The sequence below is a fragment of the Polaribacter porphyrae genome, assembly GCF_002954685.1.
GTDB lineage: Bacteria > Bacteroidota > Bacteroidia > Flavobacteriales > Flavobacteriaceae > Polaribacter > Polaribacter porphyrae.
Window position 1 is genome coordinate 3,508,853 of record NZ_MSCN01000001.1, and the last position, 17,922, is coordinate 3,526,774.

The following is a 17,922-nucleotide window of genomic DNA, read 5'->3' on the forward strand; positions in this document are numbered from 1 at the left end:
AATGTTAAAATCAATCAAAAAAAGAAAACATTTTTTTCTCTGCTTTTTTATTATTGCTTTTAGTTTTGCTACAAAAGCACAATCTAATGTAAAAGGTATAATAGTAGATGAAACAAATCAGCCTCTTCCTGGAGCTACAATTCAGGAAAAAGGAACTTCAAATGGAGTGCTGTCAGATTTTGATGGCAATTTTTCTATTGATGTTAAGAGTTTAGATGTTAAACTAGTAATATCATATTTAGGATATAAAACGCAAGAAGTAAATGCGTCTTCATCAAAAATTAGAGTTCAGTTAGAGATAGAAAATAATTCATTAGATGAAATTATTGTAGTAGGTTATGGTAAAAGAAAGAAAAGCGATTTAGTTGGTGCTGTATCAAAAGTAGATTTATCAAAAGGTACACTTTTGCCAACTGCAGATGTAACAGAAATGCTAAGAGGTAGAGTTGCAGGCTTACAAGTTGATGTTGGAGGTGGTTCTTTAAGACCTGGAGGAAATTCAGAAATCTTGCTAAGAGGTAGAAATTCTATTGAAGGAAACAATAGTGGTATTTATGTAGTAGATGGTATTATCAGAGATGGAGGAATAGAAGATATTAATGCAGACGATATAGAATCTATAGAAGTTTTAAAAGATGCATCAGCGCAAGCTATTTATGGTGGTTTAGGAGCTAATGGTGTTATTTTGATTACCACTAAAAGAGGTAAAAAAAATAAAGTATCTGTTTCTTACCATGGTTTTTTAACTACTAAAAGTTTGGAAAGAAATTTTGATGTATATAGTGGGCCAGAATTTGCACAATTAAGAAGAGAAGCTGTTAGAGCCACAGATGCTAATGATATGTATCCAGATGATGCTACAATATTTAGTACTTTAGAATTGAATTCTCTTGCCAATAACGAATTTGTAGATTGGGAGAATGAACTCGTTAGTCCTGGTATTGTAAATAGCCACTCTATGGGTATTTTAGGAGGTACAGAATTAACGAAAATATATGGTAGTTTAAACTATTTTAGAGAAGAAGGTATTATTCCTTCATCTACATACACAAGAAAAAATTTAAGATTAAATATAGATCAGAAAATAACAGATAAAATTTCTGCAAGATTCGATATCAATATTTTAAACGAATTTACAGAAAGAGCAGCCAATGTTAATGTAATTACAAGATCTCCTTTAGGAAGAGCTTATAATGATGATGGTACTATAACTCAATTTCCTAGTGGAGAAGATGGATCTGCTTTTAACCCTTTATGGAATTTAAGAGAATCTGATGATGATGAAAAAGGAAATGATTTTGTAATCAACTTTATACCAACTTATCAAATAACAGACAATTTAAAATATCAACTAACCACATCTTTTACAAGAAGAACTTCAGAAAGAGGACGTTACCAATCTTCTTTAAGTGCTGCAGGAGATACAGATAGAGGCATTGCAAGCATCACAAATCAACTAAAAGAAGCTTATTTTGTAGAGAATATTATAAATTATGATAAAGTAATAAACGAGAATAATAAGTTTGATGTAACTCTAGCACAAACTGTTAGCGAAGATAAGTTTACGCAAACATTTACAGAGGGTAGAGGTTTTCCAAATGAAGATTTGGGTTATAACAACATTACAAATGCTATTAATGGTGTTTTTGTGGAAAGATTAGAATCATCTTATAGAAGATTAGGTTTTATGGCAAGAGTTCGTTATAATTTATTTGATAAGTATTTGTTTACAGGAACAGTTAGACATGATGGTTCTTCTGTAAATGCGAACAACTTTAAATACTCCACAAATCCTGCAGTTGCAGTTGCATGGAAAATTCATAATGAATCTTTTTTAGAAAATGTTGAAGCAATTCAGCAACTAAAAGCTAGAATAAGTTACGGTTCTTTGGTAAACGAATCAACAAACCCATATAGATCTTTATTTACAGCATCTGGGCAAAATTATATATTTGATGGGCAAACTGCATCTGGTTATTCGCCATCTCAAATTTTACCAAGCACAGAATTGAGACACGAAAGAGTTAAAACTTTAAATGCAGGTTTAGATTTTATCTTATTTGATAATAAAATATCAGGAGCTATAGAATATTATGATGCAAGAACAGAAAGTTTATTATTAAGAAGACCTGTGCCACCAACTACTGGGTTTACATCCACGTATTTTAATGCAGGTGAAGTTCAAAACAGAGGTGTAGAATTAAGTTTAACAGCAAATCTTATCAACACAAAAGATTTTAGATGGTCTGTTTCTACAATTTGGTCATCTAACAGAAATGAACTCCTAGATTTATATACAGATGGTAATGGAAACAATGTTTTAGAAGATGATGTTTTCAATTATTTTGTAGGTCAGCCTACAAACGTAATAAGAACGTATCAATTTGATGGTATTTGGCAAGTTGGAGATGACTTTGCAAATGCACCTCAAGCAAATCCAGATTCAGAGTTCCCTCAACCAGATTTAAGACCAGGAGATATTAAAATTAGAGATGTAAATGGAGTTGATGCAAATGGAAATATTACAGGTGTGCCAGATGGAAAAATAACACAAGAAGATAGAGTTTTTGTAGATCCAAACCCAGATTGGTTTGCTTCTTTTTCAACTACTTTAGCTTACAAAGGTTTTGATTTGTTTTTAGATTTTTATGCTGTAGAAGGAGCTACAAAAGTAAATCCTTTTTTATCAGAATTTAATAATGGAGGTACATTATCTGGTAAATTAAATGGTGTAAAAGTACCTTATTATACTCCAGAAAACCCATCAAATACTTTTCCAAGACCAAATTTTGATAACGCTCCAAGGTATTTAAATGCTTTGGCAGTAAAAGATGCTTCATACTTAAGATTAAGAACAGTTAGTTTAGGATATACATTACCAGATGTTATCACTTCTAAATTAAATATAGATAACGTAAGAATTTATGTAACAGGCACAAACTTATTTACAAGAACAGATTATATTGGTTATAGTCCAGAAGTAAATATTAGAAGTACATTTTCTAACGCAGATACTGGGTATCCAGATGCAACAGCATTTACAGTAGGTTTAAAACTAAAATTATAATAAAAGAAATTATGAAAACAAATATGTTATATAAAATAAGTTATAAAGTAATGCTGTTCTTATCAGTATCACTTTTACTAACGTCTTGTGAAGGTTTTCTTGATGAAGATCCAGGTACATTAATAGATTCAGATTACATCTATACTACAGAAGATGGTTTAAAATCTGGAGTTGTAAGTCTGTATAAGTTTAATAGAGATAGGTATGACACTAGAGTCCAAGATTTTATGGGAGCAGTTTTGTTGCAATCTAGAAGCGATTTAGCTTTTAGCAGAACTGGTTATACTGGGTTAATGGGCAGATACCAAAGAGGAATTTCTCCTATTGATTTAGGAACAAATTTTACATCAAGATTATTCTGGAAACATTTCTACAACATAACAAACAAAGCAACAAGTATTATTAATGCTGCAGAAAATTTAGAAGGTTTAAACGAAGATTCTAAAAAACAAATAATTGCAGAGGCAAAATTTTTTAGAGCCAATTCTTACTTTTTCTTGTATAGAATGTATAATAACATTTACGTAAGCACAGAAACAATTACTGTAGATAATGCTTTTGATGTTGTTGAAACAAGTTCTACGAAAGAAGAAATATTTGCAATACTAAATAGCGATTTAGATTACGCAATAGAAAATTTAGACTGGGATGTTACTTTTGGAAGAGTTTCTAAAGGAACTGCAAAACACGTAAAAGCTAAAGTAGCTATGTGGCAGGGAGACTGGTTAGAAGCAAAAAATCAAGCATTAGATGTAATAGAAAATCCTATGAGTCCTCATAGTTTAGTCTCTAGCACTGCAGATGTTTTTAAAGGCAATAAAAATAATTCAGAACAATTATTTGTTGTGCAATCTCAAGATGATGTTTTGGGTGGAGGAAACACAACAATGATGAACGCAAATTTTGTAACTCAATATTTCCAAATTTCAGGAATAGAATCTAATGTAGAGCAAGGAGGTAGAGGTTTTTCTAGAGTATTGCCAAATAATTATTTATTAGGGTTGTTAGCAGATGACCCAAATGATACAAGAGATGATGACACTTATTTTAGATTAGAATATTTCTATACATCAGGACCAAATGCAGGTCAAAAAATAGAAATTTACAAGCCAATATCTCCTGCAAATCCTAATGGAGTTCAGTACCAAAGATACTACCAAAGATTGCATCCTTCTTGTATTAAATTTGCAGAAGAAGACGATAATGCAGAGTCGTATTTACAAAGAAGTAATATTATGGTTTACAGATTAGCAGAAACCTATTTAATAGCAGCAGAAGCAATAATGCGTTCTTCTGGAGATCCATTACCATATATTAATGCAATTAGAACAAGAGCAAAAGCTGCACCAGTAACTACTGTTAACGAGCAAGTAATTTTAGACGAAAGAGCTAGAGAATTGGCTTTTGAAGGCCAACGTTGGTTTACTTTAAAAAGAATGGGGCAAACTGTTATAAATCGTCAAATAACAAGTTTTGCTGGAGATGGCGATTTTTTCCCAGCAAACAGAGGTGCAAAAGACCCAAGAACAAACTGGAAAGATCATTATATCAACTGGCCAATTTTTCAAGAAGATTTAGATCTATTAGGACCTAATTATCCACAAAATCCAGGATATTAAATTTTGTTAATTTGCTTAAAAAGTATTGATGTTTAGTAAATGCATCAATACTTTTTTGTTTAAAAACTCTTAAATGCGCATATTCTCTACATTTATAATACTGATGGTTTTTTTCTCTTGTAAAGAAGACAATCAACTAAATTTTGCTGATAACCCAGTAATAGCTCACAGAGGTGCCTGGAAAACTAAAAATCTTCCAGAAAATTCTATTGCTGCCCTAAAAGAAGCCATCAGATTAAACTGTTATGGTAGCGAGTTTGATGTAAGAATGACCAAAGACAGTGTGCTAATTGTAACACATGATAATGAGTATAATAATTTATTAATTGCAAAAACCAATTATAATGAATTAGCAGAAAAAAAACTGTCTAATGGAGAAGTATTGCCAACGTTAAAAGAGTTTATTCTTGCTGGTATGAAAAACAATACCTCTACAGGGTTAGTTTTAGAAATAAAACCAACAACTTCTAAAGAAAGAAATATAGCAATTACAGATAGAGTTTTAGCGTTAGTAGAAGATTTAGAAGCAGACAAGTATATAGCATCTTATATAAGTTTTAGTTTAGATATTTTAAAAAGAATTGTAGAGCAACAACCAAATGCAAAAACCCAATATTTAGATGGTTCAAAATCTCCAGAACAATTAAAAAAATTAGGAATCTCTGGATTAGACTATTTAGCCTATAAATTTAAAAAGCGTCCACATTGGATAAATTCTGCAAAAGAACATAATTTAACACTAAATGCTTGGACAGTAAACACAACAGAAGATATAGATTGGTTATTAGCAAATAATTTTAATTATATAACTACTAATGAGCCAGAATTGGTTTTTGAAAGATTAAAAAAATCTCCCACCCAAAAAGGATATCAACTAGTTTGGAGCGATGAATTTAATTACATAGGTAAACCATACCCAACAAAATGGAATTTTCAATACGGTTTTATAGCCAATAGAGAAAATCAATATTACACAGATAGTTTAAAAAATGCTAGGGTAGAAGAAGGAACCTTGATTATAGAAGCTCACAAAGAAACTATAAAAAATAAAGATTACAACAATTCAGAAATTTTAAAAAAATCATGGAAAAAATATGCTGCAGAAAGAAAAGTGGGTAAATATACTTCTGCAAGATTAACAACAAAAGATTTGGCTTCCTGGAAATATGGAAGAATTGAGGTTAGTGCAAAACTCCCTAAAGGAACTGGTATGTGGCCAGCTATTTGGATGTTGGGAGATAATAAAACAAAAGTTGGATGGCCAGAAGCTGGTGAGATAGATATTATGGAGCATGTGGGTTTTAATAATGATTCTATTTTTGGTACAGTGCATACAAAAGCATTCAATCATATGAAAAATACCCAGAAAGGGAAAAGTATCTTTATCAATAACCCAAATAATAAGTTTAATACTTTTGCCATAGAATGGACTCCAGAAAAAATAGATTTTATTTTAAACGATATAGTGTACAATACTTTTGCAAACGAACACAAAACAACTGCAGAGTGGCCTTTTGATCAGAAATTTTACTTAATTTTAAATGTTGCTGTTGGAGGCATGTTAGGAGGCAGAAAAGGGATTGATGATAGTATTTTTCCTCAAAGAATGGTGGTAGATTATGTTCGTATTTATCAAAAAGAAAACTACAAATAAGTATGAAGAGATTATTTTTCTTAATTGCAATATGTGCAAGTTGTACCACAGTTAAAAAAGAAAATACTATAAAAGTAATGACTTATAATATTCGATTAGATGTTGCTTCAGATGGAGAAAATGCATGGTCTAATCGTAAAGATTTTTTATTATCGCAAATCAAGTTTTACGAACCTACAGTTTTAGGTACACAAGAGGGTAGACCTAATCAAATAGCAGAAATGAGTGCTGGTTTATCCAATTATAATTTTATAGGTCATGGTAGAGATGGAGGAAATAAGGGCGAATATTCAGCTATATTTTACGACAAAACAAAGGTAAGTTTTAGTAAAGAAAATACATTTTGGTTATCTACAACACCAGAAAAATTTTCTAAAGGTTGGGATGCAGCGTATCCAAGAATTTGCACTTATGGTTTAATGACGATTTTAGATTCTGATAAAAAAATCTGGGTTTTTAATACGCATTTAGATCATGTAGGTAAAGAAGCAAAATTAAAAGGGATGAAGCTTATAGAAGATAAAATTAGGCAAATTAATACTAAAGAATATCCAGTAATTATCATGGGTGATTTTAATGTAGAACCATCCTCTAAACTAATGCAACAATTATCTACTAATTTTAAAGATACAAAAATAGCTGCTGGTAATAATATTTTTGGTCCAAAAGGTACTTTTAACGGTTTTAAATTCAATGAACCTGTAAAAAGAAGAATAGATCACATAATGGTTTCTAAAAACAGCAATTTAGAGGTGTTAAAATTTGCCATATTAAGTGATTCTAAAGATTTAAAATATCCTTCAGATCACTTGCCTGTTTACTCAGAACTCAAAGTCAACAACTAACTACATGAAAAATTATAAAACAGCTATAGTAATTATAGCAATATTCTGTTGTTTTTTTAATTGTACTACTAAAAAACAACAAATAAGTGCTACATCAAATTCTGGTAATACCAACAACTACAAAGAAAAGGTCGATTCTGTTTTAAGTTTAATGACTTTAGATGAAAAAATCGGACAAATGGTTCAATATTCTGCTGGTTGGGATTTAACAGGGCCAGCATCGTCAAAAAGCGCACAAGACAAGTTAGAAAAAATGAAAAAAGGGTTGGTGGGCTCTGTGTTAAATGTAGTTTCTGTAGAAGAGGTTAGAAAAGTGCAAGAATTGGTTATGGAGAATTCTCGATTAAAAATTCCTATGTTATTTGCTTATGATGTAATTCATGGTTTAAAAACCATTTTTCCAATACCTTTAGCAGAATCTGCAAGTTGGGATTTAGAACTAATAGAAAAATCTGCATCTATAGCAGCTAAAGAAGCTGCTGCATCTGGTTTAAATTGGACTTTTGCTCCTATGATAGATGTTTCTAGAGATGCAAGATGGGGCAGAATTATGGAAGGTGGTGGAGAAGACCCTTATTTAAATAGTGTAATTGGTGTTGCTAGAATCAAAGGTTTTCAAGGTACAGATTTATCAAACCCAAATACTATTGCAGCTTGTGCAAAACATTTTGCAGGATATGGTTTTGCAGAATCTGGAAGAGATTACAACACAGTTACTGTAGGAGAATTTGAACTGCACAATAGTATTTTACCACCTTTTAAAGCAGCAGCAGACGCAGGTGTTGCTACATTTATGAATTCGTTTAATGATGTGGATGGTATCCCTGCAACTGGTCATAAAATCTTACAGAGAAAAATTTTAAAAGATGATTGGAACTGGAAAGGAGTGGTGGTTTCAGATTGGGGTTCTATTGGAGAAATGAGAGCTCATGGCTATGCAAAAGATAAAAAACATGCTGCAGAAATAGCTGCAAATGCTGGTAGTGATATAGATATGGAGTCTTATGCTTACGAAGCTTATTTAAAAAAATTAGTATCAGAAAATAGCGTTGCTTTAGAGGTTATAGATGATGCTGTAAAACGTATTCTAAACTTAAAATTTCAGTTAGGATTGTTTGATGATCCTTATAGATATTGTAGCGAAGACAGAGAAAAAAATAATATTTATACCAAAGAGCATTTAAAAATTGCTAGAGAAGCTGCAAAAAAATCTATTGTACTTTTAAAAAATGAGGATAATATTTTACCAGTATCAAAAAACATTAAAAGTATTGCAGTTATAGGTTCTCTAGCAGACGATAAGAATTCGCCACTTGGAAATTGGAGAGGGAAAGGGAAATACAATTCCGCAGTTTCTCTATTAGAAGGAATTAAAGAAAAAGTCTCTGTATCTACAAAAGTACGTTATGCAAAAGGAATAGACTTAACTATACCCACAATTAAACCGGGCTACAATCAATTTTTATACCCTTTAAAATTTAACACAACAGACAAATCAAAAATAGCAGAAGCTGTTGAGGTTGCAAAAAAATCTGAACTTGTAATACTTGCATTAGGAGAAGATGCTTACCAAACAGGCGAAGGAAGAAGTCAAGTAAATATTGGTTTTGCAGGGTTGCAAAATGAGCTTTTAGAGGCGGTTTACGAGGTAAATAAAAATATTGTTTTGGTTTTAATGAGTGGTAGACCCATGGATATTTCTAGAGCAAACGAAATTTTACCTGGAATTTTAGCTACTTGGCATTTAGGCTCACAAGCAGGCAATGGTATTGCAGACGTATTGTTTGGAGATTACAATCCTTCTGGTAAACTCCCAGTTTCTTTTCCAAGAAACGTAGGTCAAGAGCCATTGTATTACAATCAAAAAAATACAGGTAGACCATACAGTGGAAAGCACGTTACATTTTCTGGTTTTAGAGATTCTAGAAAAGACGCATTATTCCCTTTTGGTTTTGGTTTAAGTTATACAGATTTCTCTTATACTAATTTAACACTTACCAAATCAACAATGTCTAAAGAAGATGAGGTAATTTTATCTGTTGATATACAAAATACAGGTAAAGTTGATGGAGAAGAAGTAGTACAATTGTACATCAGAGATTTTGTAGCAAGTATTGTAAGACCAGTAAAAGAACTAAAAGGATTTAAAAAGATTTTTTTAAAACCTGGAGAAACCAAAAAAGTTTCTTTTGCAATAAATAAAGAAGTACTCCATTTTTATACAATAAATAGAAAATGGGAAGTAGAATCTGGTGATTTTCAATTATTTGTAGGTGGTAATTCATCAACAAAACTAAAAACAAAAATCACAGTTTTGTAATTGAAATTGTATTAAAAATTCTTTAAAAAAAAATACAACAATAGGTTTTAACAAAAAACTAACTACTTTTGCATTCTGAAATTACGCATATTTAAAGCGTTTTAGAGCGAAAAAAAGAATAAATGGCAGAGAATTTAGTAATAGTTGAGTCACCAGCAAAAGCAAAAACTATAGAAAAATTTCTTGGAAAAGACTTTCAAGTAGAATCTAGTTATGGACATATTGCAGACTTACCTTCAAAAGAATTAGGAATAGATGTAGATGGAGATTTTAGTCCTAAATATATTATATCAGATGATAAAAAACCAGTTGTAAAAAAACTGAAGAGCTTAGCAAAAAAAGCAAAAACAGTTTGGTTAGCTAGTGATGAGGATCGAGAAGGAGAAGCAATTGCATGGCACTTAAAAGAGCAATTAGATTTAAAAGATGAAAATACAAAACGTATTGTTTTTCATGAAATTACCAAAAAGGCAATTTTAAGAGCAGTTGATAACCCAAGAGATATTGACTATAATATGGTTAATGCACAGCAAGCACGTAGAGTTTTAGACAGGCTTGTGGGTTATGAATTGTCACCAGTTTTATGGCGAAAAGTTAAAGGTGGCTTATCTGCAGGAAGAGTGCAATCTGTAGCAGTACGTTTAATTGTAGAAAGAGAAAGAAGCATTCAAGAATTTAAAGCAGAAACACATTATAAGGTAGTTGCAGAATTTTCTAATAACGAAGGTAAAAAGTTTAAAGCAACCATTCCAAAGAATTTTGATTCTAAAAAAGAAGCAGAAGATTTTTTAAAATCGTGTGCAAATGCTGATTTTTCTATTGCTGATTTAACAAAAAAACCAGCAAAAAAATCTCCTGCAGCACCATTTACCACATCAACTTTGCAACAAGAGGCATCACGTAAATTAGGTTTTGCTGTGGGTAGAACTATGCAAGTTGCACAACGTTTGTACGAAGCTGGTTTAATTACATACATGAGAACAGATAGTGTAAATTTGTCTGTAGATGCAAGAAACGAAGCTGAAGAAGAAATTACAGCTTCTTATGGAAAAGAATATAGTAAACAACGTGTTTTTAAATCAAAAGCAAAAGGAGCACAAGAAGCTCACGAAGCAATTCGTCCAACAAACATGAAAATGCATTCCATTTCTACTGAATATGATCAAAATAGATTGTATGATTTAATTTGGAAAAGAACATTAGCTTCACAAATGAGTGATGCACAATTAGAAAGAACAAACGTTAAGATTGAAAATTCTGAAAACGATAAAATCTTCACAGCGAATGGTGAAATGATTAAGTTTGAAGGGTTTTTAAAAGTATATTTAGAAGGTAAAGATGATGATGAAGAGGAGCAGGCAGGAATGTTGCCAAATCTAAAAGTGAATGATAAATTAGAATACGCTTTTATTAATGCAACACAACGTTTTACGAGTCCACCTTACAGGTTTACAGAAGCTTCTTTGGTAAAACAGTTAGAAGAATTAGGTATTGGGCGTCCATCTACTTATGCACCAACAATTTCTACAGTACAAAGAAGAGGTTATATAGAAAAAGGGCAAAATGAAGGCGAAGAACGAAATTATGAACAAATGATTTTGACTTCTGGTGCTGTTAAAAGTCAATTGTTGACAGAAAAAACAGGTTCTAATAAAAATAAGCTAGTACCTACAGATATTGGAAATATTGTAAACGATTTTCTTGTTGCAAATTTCTCGAATATTTTAGACTTCGGATTTACAGCGAAAGTTGAAAATTCTTTTGATGATATTTCTGAAGGTGATGAAGATTGGATAAAAATGATAAAAGGTTTTTATACAAAATTTCATGATAATGTAGAAGATGTAAAAGAAAACGCAGAAAGAGAAAGTGGCGAGCGTATTTTAGGAAAACATCCACAAAGTGGTAAAACTGTATTAGTTCGTCTTGGAAAATTCGGACCTATAGCACAAATTGGAGCTCCAGAAGATGATGAAAAAGAATTTGCGAGTTTAAATCCTGATCAAAATTTAGGCACAATAACTTTAGAAGAAGCTTTAGAATTATTTTTGCTACCAAAAAAAGTAGGTGTCTACGAAGATAAAGAGGTTATCGTTGCTAATGGAAGATTTGGGCCTTATGTAAAGTTCGATAAAATGTTTGTATCACTTGATAAAGGAGAAGACCCTTTCGAAGTTGATATTAATAGAGCTAAAGAATTAATTGAAGCCAAAAGGCAAGCTGATGCTCCAATTTATCATCATGAAGATTTACCAGTACAAAAAGGTGTAGGGCGTTTTGGACCATTTTTGAAATGGAATGGAATGTTTATCAACGTAAATAAAAAATATGATTTTGATAACCTTTCTGATGATGATATTGTTACTCTTATAGAAGAAAAGAAACAAAAAGAGATTGATAAAGTTATTCATAATTGGGAAGATGTTGGGATTAAGGTAGAAAAAGCAAGATGGGGAAGATTCAATGTTATTAAAGGTAAAATTAAAATTGAATTACCAAAAACTACAAAAATCGAAAAACTATCTAAAGAAGAAGCAATTAAAATGATTGAGGCTAAAACACCAAAAAAGAAAACTACCAAAAGAAAAACAACAAAAAAGAAATAAGTATTTTGTATCTTTAATGCCAAGTTAAAATTAATGAATCAAGATTTTTTATCCCCTGTAAAAGAAATTGCTCTTGCACATTTAGTATTACATCATCCTTTATGTTTAGGGAATAGAATTCGAATACATACCCAACAAAATGGATTTCCTGATTTAGAAGGCATAAAACTAGCTATTTTGGGTGTTCAAGAAGATAGAAACTCAGAAAATAATTTTGGTTGTGGGGATGACTTACACTTTATCAGAAGAAAACTTTACGAATTATATCCAGGAAATTGGAGTGCAGAAATTGCAGATTTAGGGAATGTTTTAAAAGGAAACTCTGTAGCAGATACTTATTTTGCTGTAAAAGAAATTATATCTTATTTATTAAAAGAAGAGATAATTCCTATAATTATTGGTGGAGGACAAGACATAACCTATGTTAATTATAGAGCTTATGATACTTTAGAACAATCTGTAAATATTGCTGCAGTAGATAGTCGTTTTGATTTAGGTGATTTAGAAAACGAACTCACTTCACAATCGTATTTGAGTAAAATAATAATGCAAGAGCCAAGTAATTTGTTTAATTACAGTAACGTCGGCTATCAAACTTATTTTAATTCTCAAGAAGAAATTGAATTGTTTGATACCTTGTTTTTTGATACTTGTAGACTTGGTAAAGCAAGAGAATTAGAAAATATTGAGCCATCATTTAGAAATGCAGATATTGTTTCTATTGATATTGGAGCCATTAGACAAAGTGAGGCTCCTGCAAATAATAATGCATCGCCTAATGGTTTTTATGGTGAGGAAATCTGTGCAATTACTAGATATGCAGGTATAAGTGATAAAGTTTCCTCATTTGGAATTTACGAATACAATTCCAAATACGATAACAATCATCAAACTGCCAACTTAATAGCACAGATGATTTGGTATTTTATTGAGGGTGTTAATTTTAGGGCAAAAGATTATCCGTTTTCAGGAAAAGAAAATTATGAGAAGTATATAGTTTTAATGGAAGACGATGATCCAATAGTTTTTTATAAAAGCAATAAAACAGGTCGTTGGTGGATGGAGATTAATATATTATCAGATAATAAATATAAAAGACATGCGTTAATACCATGTACATACAAAGATTACACAGAGGCAACAAAGCAGAATATACCAGAAAGATGGTACAAGGCAATGAAAAAAATGATGTAATCAAAAATATTAGTAGATTTTTGTTCGTTAAAAACAATTTCTACATTGTATTTTAGCAAAAAAAATAATAGGTTTACGAACTTTTTAGTAAAGACATAATAAAATTATGAAAAAAGCAGCAATAATTGCACTTTTAATAACCGTTTTTTATAGTTGTGGCTCTAATGATAGAGGAGAATTAGTGGGTATAAAAACTAAAAAGAAATGGTTTTCAGAAAAGCCTTATGGAATGGCTTTGATTCCTGGAGGATCGTTTACAATGGGTAAGCAAGATCAGGATATTTTAGGAACTATGAACACTCCTACAAAAACAGTTACTGTTAGACCTTATTATATGGATGAAACAGAAATTACCAATAACGAGTACAAAGAATTCGTTTTTTGGGTAAGAGATTCTGTAGTAAGAACAAAATTAGCCTACCAAGCAGAGTTTGCTTCTTTAGGTTCCAATCCAGATCCTAATGCAAAAAACTCTAAAAATGGTATTCAACAGTACGCTTTTAGAACTGCTGACACAACAGATTTATCTCCTTATGACAAATACATGTATGAGAACTATTACAGTTTTGATACCATTCAACCATTAAATTGGGATCCAGACTTAATCTGGCAAAAAGATGAATATCCAGACGTTGATTATGTAGAAGTTATGGATTCATTGTATATAAGTAGAGAAGATGCTGTTGATGGAATCAGAACATTCAATACCAAATATTTAAACTTTAAGTATTCTTGGTTTGATAGAGATGCAGCTGCCAGAAAAGGTGGAGATCGTAAAGATTTTGTGCAAACTGAAGTATTGAATGTATATCCAGATACTACTGTTTGGGTAAAAGATTTCAATTATTCTTACAATGACCCTATGCATCAAGATTACTTCTATCATCAATCTTATGGAGACTATCCTGTAGTTGGTGTTACTTGGAGCCAAGCAAATGCATTTTGTAATTGGAGAACAAAAAAGAAAAACAGATATCAGAAAAGTAGAAAAAATGCAACTTTAGTTCCAGATTTTAGATTACCTACAGAAGCAGAATGGGAGTATGCTGCAAGAGGAGGTTTAGAATTTGCAACATATCCTTGGGGAACAGGAGGCACAACTAGTGATAGAGGTTGTTTTTTAGCCAACTTTAAACCAGTAAGAGGTAACTATTCTGTAGATGGTGCTTTATATACTATGGAAGCAAAATCGTTTAACGCAAATGATTATGGTTTATATAACATGGCTGGTAATGTATCTGAATGGACAAATACTGCATACAATTTATCATCATACTATATGGCTTCTACTATGAACCCTAATGTAGAAGATAGAAAAAATAAAAGAAAAATAATTAGAGGGGGTTCTTGGAAAGATGTAGCCTATTATCTAGAAGTTGCTTCTAGAGATTATGAGTATGCAGATACAGCAAGAAGTTATATTGGTTTTAGAACCGTTCAGAACTATATTGGTACAACAAATAAATAAAAACACTTAATTAAAAAATATTAAAATGGCACAGTCAAAATCGAGAAAGAAATTTTTTAACATGGCATATAGCTTTGGGGCTTCAATTGTAATTCTAGGGGCTTTATTTAAATTAAATCATATTAGCTATGGTTGGTTTAATGGAGCAAATGTATTAGCTGTTGGTTTAATAACAGAAGCACTTATTTTCTTTATTTCTGCTTTCGATAACCCAGAAGAAGATTTAGACTGGACCAAAGTATATCCAGAACTTGGTCAAGATGGTTTTCAAGTAGAAGAAAAAATTGGAGCTGAAGGTTTATTATCTCAAAAATTAGATAACTTATTACAAGAAGCTAAAATAGATTCATCATTAATGGAAAGTTTAGGAAGTAGTATGAAAAACTTTCAAAATGCGGCTGAAGGATTGTCTGCTGCATCAGAATCTGTGGCATCTACCAATAAATATAATGAGCAAGTTTCTTTAGCTGCTGTTCAAATGGAATCTCTAAATGGCTTATATAAAATACAAGTAGAAAATACTAGCAAGCAAGCTGAATTAAATACAGCTGTTGTAGAAAATACGGAAAGATTAAAAGAACAAATGGATTCTTTAGCAAAAAACTTATCTTCTTTAAATGGTGTTTATGGTGGTATGTTATCTGCAATGTCTAGCAAATAATTAGTTCAATTAAATGAATAATAACTTAAAAAACTAATTAAGAAATGGCAGGAGGAAAAATGTCCGCAAGACAAAAAATGATAAACCTGATGTATCTTGTTTTCATTGCAATGTTAGCAATGCAGATGGATAAGGAAGTTTTATCTGCTTTTGGCTTTATGAATGAAAAGTTAGAGGCTAACAATACTTCTACAACTGAAAAGAATAATCAAGCATATGAAAATTTAGCAAAAAAAGCTTCTGAACAAAAAGGTATTTATGGTAAGCAGAATCAAAAAGCACAGAGTATTAAAGAGGTTTCGTCAGAATTTTATGCATATTTAGATAATCTTAAATCCGTAATCACAAAAGATTTGGAAGATAAAAAAGATTACGAATCAATGGATAAAACAGATTTTTTAGACACCTACTTCTTTAAAGGGGATGGTTACACTGAAAAAGGGCAAGAGTTTATTGATAAAATAAATTCTTATAGAACAAGTGTTTTAAATACTATTGGAGATAAAAGTGAATTAAAACCACAAGTAGAAGCAAGGTTTTCTACAGCACCAGTTGTAAATAGTAAGAGTGAAAAAACAGTAGAATGGCTTAAAGCAAGATATGAAGGGTTTCCTTTAGTATCATCTTTAACAAACATTACTCAAATGCAAGCTGATGTTAGAAATACAGAAGCAGATATTGTTAATAAATTGTTAAGCGGTCAATTAGAAAGCCAAGTATCCATGTCTAACTATAATGGTTTAGTTAAACTAGATAAAAATGCTTTTTATCCTGGAGATAAAGTTACAGGTTCTGTAGTTTTAGGTAGAGAAGACCCAAACTTGAAGCCTAGTAGAGTAGTTTTAAATGGTAGCCCTTATGATAATTTTAGTAATGGAGCTGTAAATTTAGATTTAAGAGCAGGCAATGTTGGAGATAAAACCATAAAAGGTACAATATATTTTATGGAAAATGGAAAAGAAATACCAGTACCTTTTGAAAGTACATATTCAGTGATTTCCAAACCAAATGATGCTGTTGTATCTGCGGATAAAATGAATGTAGTTTACAGAGGTGTCCAGAACCCATTAACTATCTCAATACCTGGTATCCCTGCAAATAAAGTAAAAGCAACTGCTCCTGGTTTAAGACAAGTTAAAGGGAGTAGTTATATGTTAAGCCCTAGAGGAGGTAATTCAGTTACAATTAATGTATCTGGTAAATTGCCAGATGGCAAACCTATTAATACACCTGTAACTTATCGAATTAAAGATATTCCTGCAGCAATGGGAACTACAAGAAATCAATTTGGTGTAGTAAGAGTGCCAAAATCTAGTTTACCTAGATTAACTATCGGTGCTGGTTTACCAGATTTTGTTTTCGATTTAAAATTAAAAGTAAATAGCTTTAAAGTAAAAGCTCCTGGGCAAGTTACTGTTTTAGTTAGTGGTACAACATTTAATGCTGCAGCAAAAAGAGCATTATCTAAAGTTAAAAGAGGTGATCAAGTCACTATTTTTGATATAAATGCAACCATAGTTGGTAACTCATCGTATAAGTTAAAGAAAGTATTACCTTTAACTATAGAGGTATCTAACTAATAAAAATTTGAGTATGATAAAAAATAGTTTATTAATATTTATTCTTTGTTTATCTACAAGTTTAGTAAATGCGCAAGCAAATATACTAAACGCAAAATCTGCAGATCAAATAGGAAAGAAAAACGAGCAGCAATTAGAAGCTAGTAACGATGGTCCTATACCTTATGGTTATGTAGATGATAGAGATGTAATGTGGTCTAAAGTGGTTTGGGAATTTGTAGATTTAAATCAAAAAATAAATTTACCTTATTATTTTCCTATTGATACTACTAACATTTCTTCAGATAGAAGATCTTTATTTGATACACTAGTAAAAGGAATTAGACAAGGTAAAATTAAAGAAGCTTATTCAGATTCTTTCTTTACTTCTAAAATTACACAAGATGAGATTGACACTCGTTTGGTAAATGTAAGAGAAGAAGATGGCTATAGAGATACGTTTAGAATACAAACCCAAGATGTAGAAGGGTATATGCTAAAAGGAATGTGGTATTTTGATAAGCGTCAAGGTGAAATGAAGTACAGATTATTAGCTTTAGCACCAATGGGTAAAGATGTACAAACTTTAGGAGTACAAGAAATAGACGATGAAAACTTATATGAACTGTTCTGGGTATTCTTCCCAAATGCAAGAGAAGTATTGCATGAATCTAAAGTGTTTAACCCAATGAATGCTTCACATCCTATTTCTTATGATCATTTATTAAATGCGAGAAGATTTAGTGCAGTAATTGTAAGAGAAGAAAATATATATGGTAATAGAGCAATTTCAGAATATGTTCGTGGCAATTCTTTGTTTCAATTACTAGAAGCAAATAAAATTAAAGAAGAAATTCGAAATCGAGAGATTGATATGTGGAACTACTAATCCCACTATTAAAATAATATTAGAAACGTTCCAAACTTTT

Annotated in this window: 11 protein-coding genes; all 11 read left to right on the forward strand. The window is 31.2% G+C overall.

Going from position 1 to position 17,922, the window contains the following annotated elements; all coding sequences use genetic code 11:
• Position 1: 1 nt before the first annotated feature.
• The 11 genes from BTO18_RS15695 to porN all read left to right on the forward strand — a co-directional run bounded on the left by BTO18_RS15695 (position 2) and on the right by porN (position 17,882).
• Positions 2-3,067: a SusC/RagA family TonB-linked outer membrane protein gene (locus BTO18_RS15695; RefSeq protein WP_105017136.1), complete on the forward strand. Its 3,066-nt coding sequence runs from the start codon at positions 2-4 to the stop codon at positions 3,065-3,067.
• An 11-nt stretch (positions 3,068-3,078) separates the two neighbouring features.
• Positions 3,079-4,686 (forward strand): RagB/SusD family nutrient uptake outer membrane protein, encoded by a 1,608-nt coding sequence (locus BTO18_RS15700; protein ID WP_105017137.1) that lies wholly within the window; start codon positions 3,079-3,081, stop codon positions 4,684-4,686.
• A gap of 73 nt (positions 4,687-4,759) precedes the next feature.
• Positions 4,760-6,340: a glycerophosphodiester phosphodiesterase family protein gene (locus BTO18_RS15705; RefSeq protein ID WP_105017138.1), complete on the forward strand. Its 1,581-nt coding sequence runs from the start codon at positions 4,760-4,762 to the stop codon at positions 6,338-6,340.
• A gap of 2 nt (positions 6,341-6,342) precedes the next feature.
• Positions 6,343-7,185 carry an endonuclease/exonuclease/phosphatase family protein gene (locus BTO18_RS15710; RefSeq protein WP_105017139.1) on the forward strand — a complete coding sequence of 281 codons (843 nt, stop codon included), beginning with the start codon at positions 6,343-6,345 and terminating at the stop codon, positions 7,183-7,185.
• A 4-nt stretch (positions 7,186-7,189) separates the two neighbouring features.
• The gene (gene bglX / locus BTO18_RS15715) at positions 7,190-9,505 is read left to right on the forward strand and encodes a beta-glucosidase BglX (protein ID WP_105017140.1); all 2,316 of its coding nucleotides are present in this window, start codon (positions 7,190-7,192) and stop codon (positions 9,503-9,505) included.
• Positions 9,506-9,627: 122 nt separating this feature from the next.
• A complete protein-coding gene (gene topA / locus BTO18_RS15720) occupies positions 9,628-12,111 on the forward strand; it encodes a type I DNA topoisomerase (protein ID WP_105017141.1) in 2,484 nt (827 codons plus the stop codon).
• 33 nt (positions 12,112-12,144) lie between these two features.
• Positions 12,145-13,305 (forward strand): formimidoylglutamase, encoded by a 1,161-nt coding sequence (locus BTO18_RS15725; protein ID WP_105017142.1) that lies wholly within the window; start codon positions 12,145-12,147, stop codon positions 13,303-13,305.
• Between the two features lie 106 nt (positions 13,306-13,411).
• Entirely contained in the window at positions 13,412-14,773 is a 1,362-nt protein-coding gene (gene porK / locus BTO18_RS15730; protein ID WP_105017143.1) for a T9SS ring complex lipoprotein PorK/GldK, read from the forward strand.
• Positions 14,774-14,798: 25 nt separating this feature from the next.
• Complete coding sequence (porL, locus tag BTO18_RS15735; protein WP_105017144.1) at positions 14,799-15,434, forward strand: type IX secretion system motor protein PorL/GldL; 636 nt, start codon at positions 14,799-14,801, stop codon at positions 15,432-15,434.
• 44 nt (positions 15,435-15,478) lie between these two features.
• Positions 15,479-17,014: a type IX secretion system motor protein PorM/GldM gene (gene porM / locus BTO18_RS15740; RefSeq protein WP_105017145.1), complete on the forward strand. Its 1,536-nt coding sequence runs from the start codon at positions 15,479-15,481 to the stop codon at positions 17,012-17,014.
• Between the two features lie 13 nt (positions 17,015-17,027).
• Complete coding sequence (gene porN / locus BTO18_RS15745) at positions 17,028-17,882, forward strand: type IX secretion system ring subunit PorN/GldN (protein ID WP_105017146.1); 855 nt, start codon at positions 17,028-17,030, stop codon at positions 17,880-17,882.
• Positions 17,883-17,922: the final 40 nt, after the last annotated feature.